The sequence below is a fragment of the Providencia sp. PROV141 genome (genome assembly GCF_028481645.1).
Lineage (GTDB): Bacteria > Pseudomonadota > Gammaproteobacteria > Enterobacterales > Enterobacteriaceae > Providencia > Providencia rettgeri.
In genome coordinates this window covers 309687-321554 of record NZ_JAMPPR010000006.1, presented here as the reverse complement: position 1 = coordinate 321554, position 11868 = coordinate 309687, and the positions used below count along the sequence as shown (strand labels likewise).

General features: G+C 42.0%; 12 protein-coding genes. 7 read left to right on the top strand and 5 right to left on the bottom strand.

What is annotated here, in order from left to right:
- Window positions 1–301: 301 nt before the first annotated feature.
- The 3 genes from PSF09_RS05635 to PSF09_RS05625 are packed head-to-tail and all read left to right on the top strand — an operon-like array spanning window position 302 to window position 3584.
- On the top strand, window positions 302–1273 hold the full coding sequence (locus PSF09_RS05635) for an HlyD family secretion protein (RefSeq protein WP_272683607.1): 972 nt from the start codon (window positions 302–304) through the stop codon (window positions 1271–1273).
- Window positions 1274–1284: 11 nt separating this feature from the next.
- Window positions 1285–2430, top strand: coding sequence for an ABC transporter permease (locus tag PSF09_RS05630; RefSeq protein ID WP_004907489.1), 1146 nt, complete (start codon window positions 1285–1287; stop codon window positions 2428–2430).
- Window positions 2430–3584: an ABC transporter permease gene (locus tag PSF09_RS05625; protein WP_004907491.1), complete on the top strand. Its 1155-nt coding sequence runs from the start codon at window positions 2430–2432 to the stop codon at window positions 3582–3584. The genes PSF09_RS05630 and PSF09_RS05625 overlap by 1 nt, the downstream gene beginning before the upstream one ends.
- A gap of 284 nt (window positions 3585–3868) precedes the next feature.
- Here the strand turns inward: PSF09_RS05625 and PSF09_RS05620 are convergent, their stop codons facing one another.
- Window positions 3869–4744 (bottom strand): U32 family peptidase, encoded by an 876-nt coding sequence (locus tag PSF09_RS05620; protein ID WP_272683606.1) that lies wholly within the window; start codon window positions 4742–4744, stop codon window positions 3869–3871.
- 17 nt (window positions 4745–4761) lie between these two features.
- Entirely contained in the window at window positions 4762–5757 is a 996-nt protein-coding gene (ubiU, locus tag PSF09_RS05615; protein ID WP_210835653.1) for a ubiquinone anaerobic biosynthesis protein UbiU, read from the bottom strand.
- Window positions 5758–6271: 514 nt separating this feature from the next.
- On the opposite strand from ubiU, the gene ubiT reads away from it, so the two are divergent.
- Both ubiT and PSF09_RS05605 read left to right on the top strand, forming a co-directional pair.
- On the top strand, window positions 6272–6796 hold the full coding sequence (ubiT, locus tag PSF09_RS05610; protein ID WP_272683613.1) for a ubiquinone anaerobic biosynthesis accessory factor UbiT: 525 nt from the start codon (window positions 6272–6274) through the stop codon (window positions 6794–6796).
- Window positions 6790–7293 (top strand): GNAT family N-acetyltransferase, encoded by a 504-nt coding sequence (locus PSF09_RS05605; protein ID WP_004907498.1) that lies wholly within the window; start codon window positions 6790–6792, stop codon window positions 7291–7293. The genes ubiT and PSF09_RS05605 overlap by 7 nt, the downstream gene beginning before the upstream one ends.
- Here PSF09_RS05605 and PSF09_RS05600 read toward each other — a convergent pair.
- A complete protein-coding gene (locus PSF09_RS05600) occupies window positions 7266–7604 on the bottom strand; it encodes a GIY-YIG nuclease family protein (protein ID WP_210835651.1) in 339 nt (112 codons plus the stop codon). The genes PSF09_RS05605 and PSF09_RS05600 overlap by 28 nt on opposite strands.
- Before the next feature lie 270 nt (window positions 7605–7874).
- Between PSF09_RS05600 and PSF09_RS05595 the strand changes: the two genes are divergently transcribed.
- A complete protein-coding gene (locus PSF09_RS05595; RefSeq protein WP_272683605.1) occupies window positions 7875–8126 on the top strand; it encodes a DUF1471 domain-containing protein in 252 nt (83 codons plus the stop codon).
- Between the two features lie 292 nt (window positions 8127–8418).
- Window positions 8419–8856 carry a YhbP family protein gene (locus PSF09_RS05590; RefSeq protein ID WP_272683604.1) on the top strand — a complete coding sequence of 146 codons (438 nt, stop codon included), beginning with the start codon at window positions 8419–8421 and terminating at the stop codon, window positions 8854–8856.
- On the opposite strand, the gene nrdG is transcribed toward PSF09_RS05590, so the two are convergent.
- Window positions 8853–9317, bottom strand: a complete 465-nt coding sequence (gene nrdG / locus PSF09_RS05585) for an anaerobic ribonucleoside-triphosphate reductase-activating protein (protein ID WP_210835642.1) — start codon at window positions 9315–9317, stop codon at window positions 8853–8855. The two genes, PSF09_RS05590 and nrdG, sit on opposite strands and share 4 nt — an antisense overlap.
- 4 nt (window positions 9318–9321) lie before the next feature.
- Window positions 9322–11460 carry an anaerobic ribonucleoside-triphosphate reductase gene (gene nrdD / locus PSF09_RS05580; protein WP_272683603.1) on the bottom strand — a complete coding sequence of 713 codons (2139 nt, stop codon included), beginning with the start codon at window positions 11458–11460 and terminating at the stop codon, window positions 9322–9324.
- Window positions 11461–11868 lie beyond the last annotated feature (408 nt).

The window sequence follows — 11868 nt, the reverse complement described above, 5'->3', positions numbered from 1 at the left end:
CCTTGGCTCGTTATGTTTCACGCTGTGGGATTCTTATTTGGGGTTGAGTTATTTACTATTGTTATCTATTTTTAGTATTTATTTGGCTAGTCATTATATCGTAAGTCATTGGCTAAGTAATCGGCATTTGAGAAAAGTACACTCATCATTATTTGACATAAGGTAGAAATCGCTCCAATATTAGTCAATGTCCTACCTTTTCGTGATCTTGCGCACGAATTTATTAACGCTGTATTTAACTTTCTTGTCATACTCTAGGGATGATAGTTTCCCCCGTTATTATTTAAGGTTCACATAAATAATGAAAAAAAGAACAATAGCACTGATTTTGCTGATGCTTATCTTAATCGCAGCAGCGGCACTTTTTCATTCCCATAACCAATATTTATTGTTACAGGGAGAGGTGGATGCACCTGAGGTCATCGTCACCTCGAAGGCAAAAGGACGAGTGATTGAACGCCACGTAGAGCGTGGCGATGATGTCAAACAAGGGCAATTACTGATAACCCTAGATAGCCCAGAACTGCAAGCGCAATATGAAGCATCGAAATCCGCGAGAGACCAAGCAAAAGCGCAACTAGAACAATCCATGAATGGGACTCGTGTTGAAACCATCCGCGATTTACAAGCCTCATTATCACAAGCCAATTCTCAATATCAAAATGCATCTCGTGAATATGCTCGTTTGAGTAATTTGAAAGGTAAAGGGTATGTTTCCGCGAATGAACTTGATAATGCACGTAAAGCCAAAGATGTGGCTTTTTCGCAAGTGCAAAGTGCAAAAGCGCGCTTAGATGAGGGCTTACATGGTGACCGCATAGAGCAACGCCAACAATATGAAGCGGCATTACAACAAGCAGAGCATAAACTTGCTGAAATCCAAGTTCAAATTGATGACTTGCAAGTAAAAGCCCCTGTAGATGGTGAGGTTGGTCCTATTCCCGCTGAAATAGGTGAGCTCTTCAATGCCGGTAGTCCTTTAATTTCATTAATTCGACTTCCTCAAGCTTATTTTGTCTATAACTTGCGAGAAGATATTTTAGTTGATGTGAAAAAAGGTGACAAAGTACAGCTGGATGTCCCTGCCTTGGGGAACAAGTTGATTGAAGCTGAGGTTCGCTATATTGCACCGAAAGGTGACTATGCGACAAAACGAGCGACACGTGCAACCGGTGACTTCGATTTAAAAACATTTGAAATTCGTTTATACCCTGTAGAGCCGATTGAAGGGCTAAGGCCTGGTATGAGTGTGTTATGGCACTGGGATAAGTAAAAGGTGTTGCCATGAAATTTAAGTTCGCTTGGCACGGTTTTGAGCACGCCTTTAGCCGTGAAACCCAAATGGCTATTCGTAGCCCTGTTTTTCATTGGTTAAGCTGGCTGTTTCCATTAATGCTGTTTACGTTAGTTAGTGCTAACTTTTCAGAGGGGACATTGATGGATTTACCCGTTTCTGTGGTGGACAATAACCATAGCCCAGTGTCTCGGCAAATTATTCGTGACCTCGATGCCGGTCCACATGCGGATGTGAAAACCATTGATGACAATCTCAGTACATCATTAAAAAGACTCGGTAGTTCAAAAGATTACGCGTTATTGTATATTCCTCATAACTTTGAAGAAGATGTCTTACGGGGGCGTCAACCTGAGTTACGTATGTATTATAATGCGCTCTTCTATGCATCAGGCAGTTATGCGATTCAAGATTTTAGTGGGTTAGTGGCAGAGTTGAATGCGAAGTATCGCCAAGAAATGGCCAAGTCAATGGGAAAGGCGTTACCTCCCTTAGCCCAAGTGACACTTTCTTATGACAGTTTATTCAACCCGAGCGGTAGTTATATTTATTATCAACAGTTTGCCGCAACTATTCATATGCTGCAGCTATTTGTTGTTACAGCAACAATCTATACGATGTCACGAGGCTCTACCTTACAAAGCGTTAAGCCGTTTGTGATGGCGCTACTTGGGAAATTAGCCCCTTATACCTTATTTTTCAGTATATTACTTGCGGTAGAGATTGCGGCATTAGTCACTATTTTTGATGCTAAAGTGGTAGGAAATCCGTTGTATATGATTATATTAGGGTTTTTCTATGTCATAGCAGCGCAGAGTATTGGTTTATTGCTGTTTAGTTTTACCTCAAGTGCCATTATGGCGTATAGCTTGATAGGGATGCTGGTGAGTATCGCTTTGGCCTTTTCGGGTATGGCGGTACCGGAACTATCAATGATATTGCCTGCACAGATTATTTCGAATATTGAACCACTTACACATACATTGAATGCTATGTTTGATATTTTCTTGCGGGAAATTTCCTTTGCTCGCATTGTTCAAGTGTGTCTATTTTTATTGATTTACCCATTTGTCATTGGCTTTTTAATTCGTAAGCGTTTAGTCAAACGGTTAGAAAACCAAGGAGGGGTTGTCTGATGGCTATTTATTTTGCAACCTTCCGTAAAGTACTGCTGGGAATGCTGGAAAAACCGATGTGGCTATTATTGTTGGTTTCTCTGTGCGTCATGAGCTTAGTGTATGCAAAGCCGGTTCTTTGGGATTTACCTGTTGCTGTGATTGATATGGACCACAGCACAGCAAGCCGCGAGTTAATCCGTGACCTCGATGCGACACCGAAAGTGGAATTGCAAAGTTATGATAACCTTGCTCAAGCACGTCAGGACATGATTGCGAGAAAGCTATTTGCGATAATTATCATTCCAACGGATTTTCAACAACATTTACTGAGCGGTAAAAATATCACGGTGCCAGTGTATGGAGATGGAACCAACCGGCTAGCGAGTGGGCAAATTCAGCAAGAGTTATCAAAAGCCTACCAAACCTTGCTCAATGCTTATAACACCCAATTACTCACTAAAGCCGGTTATAGCCAAGAGCAGGCTAAAGTGATTATTACCCCTATCCGCAGTGAAACTGAGCCATTGTATAACCCAGGGATCAGCTTTGCAGCGATTGTTTTTCCTGGCTTATTGGTGATGTTATTGCAGCACTCCTTACTGATTGCCTGTGTACGAGTCAGCATCGCGGTGCGTTCTACACCTAAAGGAAAGCCACCATTAGCCGTTTATTTAGGGGCGTTATCAGCTTTAATTCCGATCTGGTTATTTTTATCTACTGTATTTTTCGCGCTTTGGCCATGGGTATTGGGCTACCGACAAGAAGCACCATTGTATGTGATTTGGATGTTCACGTTCCCATTCCTATTGGCTGTTTTAGGGCTTGGCAAGTTAGTAACGGAATGTTTGCGTAGTGTTGAAATGATTTACTTAACTTTGGCATTTATTACCACCCCGGTGTTTTATATGTCAGGCACGATTTGGCCACTACAGGCGATGCCGGATTGGGTGCGTATGATTGCTTCAGCATTGCCATCAACATGGGCGACGAATGCCATGGCAGGCCTTAATCAAATGGGCTTACCGTTTAGTGATGTGCTAATGGATATTGTGATGATGTTGATTCTAGGCGTTATTTACACGGTTATTGGTGTGTTTATTGGTATGCTAAGAGATGGTGAGTTACGTCATATTAGCCATATGTTTAACCGCTGGCGCAGGCATCGGCATTAACCGTCATTTTTGAGTAGGAAATCTATTGCTGAGTTAGGATCAACGGCTTTTGTTGTCATTTTTGCTTCTTGGCTTAAGGTTTCCCAGTCATCAGGAGGGACCCCTGTACTTAGCATTGAGGCAAATACTTGATAGGCATCACGTATAGCCGCAGGGATAGTTGTTTGGCTGCATTCGGTAAGGCGGGATTTTGCACGTCAAGAAACGGTGCATGGGTCTATATCAATCATTTTATTTACCTCATAACTACCTGAGGATAGGTGGTTATGAGGTGGGTAATTGATTTAAGGTACCATCGACAATCCTGCAATTTGTCGCCAATAACCATTGCAATTTTTATCTGAAATATTCAATGGAATATCCCCATTTTCATTCGCTTTAAATTGCTTGAATATCTCAAGGGACTCAATACCTTCAGGGGATATACGTACAATATCCACAAGCTCATGCATTGAATGCAGGTCATTGCCAAGGTTATAGCAAGCGCCACTGAGCGTTTGGATGCCATTCAACGTGAACACCTGTTGATGTTCTTGAGAAAGCACCTGGCGCCCCTGTGGGTAGTTTATACAACAAGTTTCGCATTCGTCTTTTTGCTTATTTTCAGAGCGTGCAGTAAAGCAGCGTGCGGAATAGGCAAGTGGTAAGTGACCGTAGCTCATTACTTCAACATCAAATTTGCCACGAATACCGATGTCATCACACTGGTGGAGTAAGTTGACTAGCCAATCTCGGGAAAGCTCTACAGGCATACACCAGCGCACCATACCTTGGCGTAAGAGAATATTTAAGGTTTGTGCGTTATAGCAATTCAAACCGTGACCAGCGACAAAAGGAAGGTTTCTTTCGACTAACATGTTGATCACACCAAAATCATGGGCTTCAACGAGAAACTCACCATTATCAACTAACTTGCTGATCTCTTTAAGTTCGGAAGGCGCTTGAAGAAGAGCAAGGGTGCTCAGAACAATTTGCTTGCCGCTCTTGGCGAGTTGTTGTGCGAGTTCTATCCAGTCATTGGGCTTCATTTCTCGGCGTTTACTACATACCGTCTCTCCGAGATAAATAATATCAGCGTCACTTTGCATGGCGTGTTGATAAAAATCTTCCAGCGTTTGTTTTGGCCAGTAATAAAGAATAGATCCTAACGAGTACTGCATGATATTTACCTTTTAAATTACTGCCATTTACGATGATAGGCACCCAATGTGGTTTGGCTTCCTTCAGAAAGCCCGCCTAACGCTTTTAGCCATTTCGGGTCAGTGACAAAGCTGTTAGGGTTGGATTTGTAGCGGTCGATGGCTTGGCGCCAAATACGCGTTACTTCAGTCACGTAAGCAGGGCTGCGTTGGCGGCCTTCAATTTTGACCGAGGCAATATTAGCTGCCATCAGTTCAGGTAATAATTCAATGGTGTTGAGGCTGGTGGGCTCTTCAAGGACATGATATTTCTGTTCATCGACAAGATAACGTCCTTTGCATAGCGTTGGGTAGCCTGCATTTTCATCTTTTTGGTAACGGTCTATCAACACATTATTGAGGCGTGATTCCATTCCTTCCTCCGTTTGTTGCCAACGAACAAAACGGGCTGGAGAGCATGCGCCTACCGTATTTGGTGACTCACCTGTGAGATAAGAAGACAGATAGCAGCGCCCTTCAGCCATGATACATAAACTACCAAAAGCAAACACTTCCAGTGGGACAGGGCTATTTTTGGCTAACTGTTTTACTTGGTGAATAGATAGCACACGTGGAAGGACAACGCGGTGGACTTGGAAATTACGTTCATAGAAGCGGATGGCTTCAGTGTTGGTTGCTGAGGCTTGGACAGAAACGTGCCTTTCAATATGCGGGTATTTATTGGCAGCGTACTCTAACATGGCAATATCGGCTAAGATCAAGGCATCAGCACCGAGATCTGCAGCAAGATCGACGGAGTTTTGCCAACGTTCGTAACCATTAGGATGTGCAAATGTATTAATCGCAATATGTAATTTTCGTTTACGGTTATGGATATAACGCTCAGCTTCATGCAGTTTTTTTTCAGTAAAATTGAGCCCTGCGAAATGCCGTGCATTGGTATCATTTTTTAGTCCAATATAAACGGCATCAGCGCCGTTATCGACCGCCGCTTTTAAAGCGGGCAAATTCCCTGCGGGGCAGAGTAATTCCATTGTCCTATCCCTGTGTAAAATTTAACAGCTGATATTCTAGTCAACAGAACTGTTATAGATTTTGATTTAGAGCAGAGAAATTGTTAATGGATATCAGTATTCGTTAATTAAGGTCGATAGGGAAATAAGGGGGCTGGTGGGTAATAAAGCAACTTTACCAAATGAAAGAGGATAAGTTTTATAAATAGGGTATATGAATTATTTATGACTAATTTTTGATCGTTTATTGGAATGGATGAGTAATTAGGGATAATTTTTTATCAATGGGAAGTGAGAAATAAATATTGGCGGGATGGACAAAAATTGATATAGGATCAAGCCAATAATATCATTTTTTGGCAAGATAACTTATCGTGAGTCAAATGTTAGGTTAATGACTTCAATAAATGGGGTTATTAGCGTCGAAAATTTAATCGTCTAAATATGCAATATGTTACCCTAAATAATTCGAGCTGCTACTGCTGTTAAGTAGTTACACGAAAACGGGCAGACAATTACTATGGGAGTCAGTACTGTGTTAGGTAAAATTCGTTCTCAACTCATCACGAAAGGCCCTTCATTTTTGAAACTGCCTTTAAAAGTAACCCCATTCGCATTGCAGCGCCAAGTTCTCGAGCAATTGCTAAGCTGGCAATTTCGTGAATCAGTGAAGGAAGGGGAACTTGATTTTCTCGAAGACAAATGGCTAAAGGTTGAAGTTCGTGACTTAGCGTTAGTCTGGTTTATCAGTTTGCAAAGTGGCCAACTGTCCGTCAAACAGCATGCAGAGGCTGATGTTAGTGTGAGTGGTAATGCGAATGATCTAGTACTGATCGCCGCGCGTAAAGAAGACCCTGATACGCTCTTTTTCCAACGTAGGTTGGTGATTGAAGGGGATACAGAGCTTGGCCTCTATGTGAAAAACTTAATGGATGCCTTTGAACTCGAAAACATGCCAGCTCCGTTGCGTTTTGCTTTATTACAATTGGCAGGTGTAATTAAAACCGTGCATGAGAGTGAGGACGTAGAGCATAAATCGCCTGCGTTAACTTCATGCTAATTCGAGTTGAAATCCCTGTCGACGCAATGGGTATTGATAAACTATTGCGTGAAACGTTTCCAACTGAAGCAGAAGCTAATCTTGTTCAACATTTACGTGAGGATGGCTTGCTAACTCTCGGGGTTGTGGCAACAAATGATGATGGTGAAGTGATTGGCTATGTTGGCTTCACGCCTGTCGACGTTAACGATGAAGACGTGCAATGGGTTGGTCTTGCACCATTAGCGGTAAATAAAGCACACCAAGGCCAAGGGATTGCAGAAAAACTGGTCTACGAAGGGTTAGATAGCCTCAATGAGTTTGGTTATGGCGCAGTCGTTGTACTGGGGGATGAACGCTACTATTCGCGTTTCGGTTTTGAACCCGCTGCAAGCCACGGTATAAGCTGCCAATGGCCTGAACAACAAGCTCATTTTTTGGTTTGTGGCTTAGAGAATGGCGAAATTGGAGAACACCAAGGTTTGGTGACTTACTCTTCACACTTCAATAATTTATAGTTAGCTAAGTAGTTAACTAAGTCATCGGGCTGGTCTATGACCAGCCTTTCTTTTGTTTTTTTATTCAGTTGCTTAACTTGATATTCTATTTTCGACGCTGCTGAACGAGAACCAATAAAACACGAGAATGCCAATGTCAGTGGCATTTTTCCTTTCAATGCTTTTGCCCCTGTTCCTGCCTTATGTTGCTCAAAACGACGTTGCACATTGGTGGTGATACCACAATACAAGGCGTTATTTTTCGCTCTCACCAAGTAAAGATACCAGTCATTTTGTTTTAATTGGCTATTATTTAGTGTCGTTTTTATCATTCTGTGCTGATTTATAAGGGAAAAATATTAGGTGAACAACGAATATATTCGTTAAGTAAGATATTTATAACATATTAAAATTTAAATAAAAAATGATATGAAACTGTCACAAATTTGTAACCTCAATCTAAGTTGTGATTCAAATTATTTGAACAACTATAGCAAAATTAGCTAATTTTCTTTTCAAACTAAAGCGCATAATATGATCCATATCACAGAGGGACAGTAAAAATCCCAACTAAAAATCAAGTTTACAAGAAGGAATATACAATGAAAAAATCAACATTATTTGCTGCTGCTTTAGCTTTAGGTGCTGCATCATTCGGTTCAATGGCTGCTGAAGAAGTTCAACATACTAGTCAGCCAGCTGCGGGTTATGTCTCAGTAACAGGTGCAGTGAGTGTCAATGACCTGACCGCACAATTAGCCAAAAAAGCTGATGAAGCTGGTGCAACTTCATTCCGTGTGATTTCTGCTGGTGGTGAAAACTCAATGAGTGGTACTGCGGCTATCTATAAATAAATTTACTCGTCATACTTCGAGCCGTAGCGTCGTTGGCCGCGTTCATTCGCACTAGTCACATACTTATGTATGCTCCTAGCGCCTCGTTCACTTGCCGCCTAGCTACAACTCGAATTATTTAGAGTAAATACTCGAATTTAGTTGGCGTATAGGTCTAAAAACACTTAGGTTAATATTTCAGCTAGTTAGAGTATAGTAATAGCGAATTTACGCCTACGTTCAGAACAGTTTAAGCAAGCTTAAGGGGAGTCCCCCAAAAGCTTGTTCTGAACGGGTTTATATGGAAACCGCTATGACGCCTGAACAAACTTTAAAACACATCCAACGTTATATTGCCCGCCAACACGTTTTCTCTCTTTTTACTTACCATAACAATGATATCTGGCCTGCCAGTTGTTACTATGCATTTGATGCGAAAACGATGTGCCTGATTTTAATGACAGACCCGAATTCAAGGCATGGGCAATTGATGGTGGCTAACCCGCAAGTTGCTGGCACAATATCAGCACAGACCAAAGCCGTTAATGCAATACAAGGTATTCAATTTACAGGTGAAATTAAAATATTAAAAGGTGAGGAAGAACAGCTTGCCCGCGGTTTTTACTGCCGTCGTTTCCCTGTGGCATTAGCAGCGAAACTGCCTGTTTGGCAGCTTCACTTGCAGAATGTCAAAATGGTCGATAACAAGTTAGGTTTTGGTACCAAACTACATTGGGAATGCCAAATTTAACGCAATTTGTGGATCACTTGATTGGAGCTACCGCGCCAAATTAAGCGTGGGTCATGTAAATCCTGCTCAAATTTACCGTCAATTACGGTATTAACTAAACTCACCACTTTTTGTTGTTCAAGCGTCAAATCACTCAATATGTATCCTGTCCATAACCAAATATCCTTATCTGGGCAGACGGCTTTTACGCGTTTTACTAACTTGAGCACCGCAGGCAAATTGGCTGGGTGTAGCGGGTCTCCGCCGGAGAGGGAAAGCCCTTGCCGACGGATACGCGAGTCTTGCAAATCTTGGATAATTTGATCTTCCATTTCTTGGGTGAATGGCACGCCTGAATCTACTCGCCATGTACTTTGATTGTAACAACCACGGCATTGATGAACACACCCTGCTACAAACAGTGTACAGCGAGTTCCGGGGCCATTGACGACATCGACAGGATAATATTGGTGATAATTCATAGTATTAACCTATTTGGCCGTTACCTAAATGCTTAATACGGCGTTTTACTTCTTCTTGTTTACCTGCATTAAATGGCCTTGCATCTGGGCTGCCTAAATAGCCACACACACGGCGGATAACCGAAACTCGGTTAGTATCATGGTTACCACAAGCAGGGCAGGTAAAGCCTTTACTGGTGCAGGAAAACTCACCGGAAAAACCACATTCATAGCACTCATCAATGGGTGTGTTAGTACCATAATAAGGCACATGTTGATAGCTGTAGTCCCACACGTCTTCTAAGGCTCTAACATTATGTTGTAAGTTTGGATATTCGCCATAACAGATAAAACCGCCATTCGCGAGTGCAGGGTAAGGCGCTTCAAAATCAATTTTATCGTAAGGATTCACCTGTTTTTCAACATCTAGGTGGAAGCTGTTTGTATAGTAACCTTTGTCGGTAACACCTTGTATCACACCAAATTCAGCGGTATCGAGACGGCAGAAGCGGTCACATAGGTTTTCACTTGGTGTGCTGTATAAACTGAAACCATAGCCTGTTTGGGCTTTCCATTCATCGGTAGCTTGGCGTAAGTGGTTGACAATTTCGACGGCTTTTTCACGTAATTTTTCGTCATCATAGACATGGGTCTGTGTGCCAAAAAGTGCATTGATGGTTTCATGCAACCCAATGTAACCTAACGAAATAGACGCGCGACCATTTTTGAAGATCTCAGCAACGTTATCATCCGCTTTCAAGCGAACTCCACAGGCGCCTTCCATATACAAAATTGGGGCAACACGTGCTTTTACGGTTTCTAAACGGGCAATGCGAGTCATTAAGGCTTTTTTGGCAATGGCTAAACGTTCATCCAGTAACGCCCAAAACGCATCTTCACTCCCCTGTGCTTCGATAGCAATACGAGGCAAATTGAGGCTGATAACGCCTAAATTGTTGCGCCCATCGTGAATTTGTTGCCCATTTTCCTCATAGATACCCAGGAAGCTGCGGCAGCCCATTGGTGTTTTAAATGACCCAGTGACATCAACGACACGGTCGTAGTTAAGAATATCGGGATACATGCGCTTACTGGCACACTCTAAAGCGAGCTGTTTGATATCATAACTAGGGTCACCTAATTTGTGGTTTAGACCATCTTTAATTGCAAATACGAGCTTAGGAAAAACTGCCGTTTTACGATTTTTACCAAGGCCGGCAATGCGATTTTTCAGAATAGATTGCTGAATTAACCGTGCTTCTTTAGAGGTTCCAAGGCCAAAACCAAAGGTAACAAACGGGGTTTGGCCATTGGCGGTGTGAAGTGTATTAACTTCATACTCTAAAGATTGAAAGGCGTCATAACACTCTTTATCGGTACGACTGTGTGCATAGCCCTCTGCGTCTGCAATTCCCCATTCCTTGGCGACTTTTAGGTGCTTTTCGAAGCTAATTGCGACATATGGCGCTAAAATTTCGTCAATACGGTTAATGGTTGTGCCCCCATAAATATGGCTCGCGACTTGGGCAATAATTTGTGCAGTAACGGCGGTTGCGGTTGAAATAGACTTTGGCGGCTCTATTTCGGCATTTCCCATTTTAAATCCGTTAGTTAACATGCCTTCAAGGTCAATTAACATACAGTTAAACATTGGAAAGAAGGGAGCATAATCGAGGTCATGATAGTGAATTTCACCGCGTTCGTGTGCGATAACGACATCTCTTGGTAAAATATGCTGTTTTGCATAGTGTTTAGCGACAATGCCCGCGAGTAAATCGCGTTGTGTCGGGATCACTTTACTGTCTTTATTGGCATTTTCATTGAGTAAAGAGACGTTGCTTTGTTCGATTAGCCCACGAATGTCATGAGTCAATTGGCTACGTTTTTCGCGTTCGCTGTCTCTATCATGGCGATATTCAATATAAGCACGGGCTAAGTCTTTATAAGGCCCAGCCATCAGTTGGTCTTCAACTGCATCTTGAATGTCAGCGATATCTACTCGGTCACGGCTGCAAAGTTGTTCTGTGACGACAGAAGCAACCTGAAGACAATAATCGTCATCCTTAACATTCACAGCAGCCGCTGCACGTTTAACGGCTTCCTGAATTCGTGGAAGGTCAAAACCGACCTGACAACCATCTCTTTTAATAACAACCGTTCCCACGGGCATTCTCCTTGTTAAGTTATCCACAATACGACTTCAGCTATTTGCCATGTTTATCACGGGTACTAATCTGTGGATAAAATGTGAATAAATACTATATGTTGTGTCAATTGGTGTAATTAAAGCACAATATGTGGGATATTGCTTTTATTTAGATCGCCAACATTTGATTTAAAACAAAGAAAAAAATAATTTGTATGAAGATCAAAAGCGCAGAGGAAATAAATCTTTTCAGTTGCCAGTATTCATTTTAGTCATGGAAATAAAGTGTGTGTAATCGAATTTCCATCAACGGAAAACAGGAAAAGTAGAGCTGTAGTGTAAAATCGGGAAGTTATATGAGGACGGTAATACGTTTGGGGGATTACAAAATCAGCGGAGAAAAATAAAGACACCCCACTCAAAGCA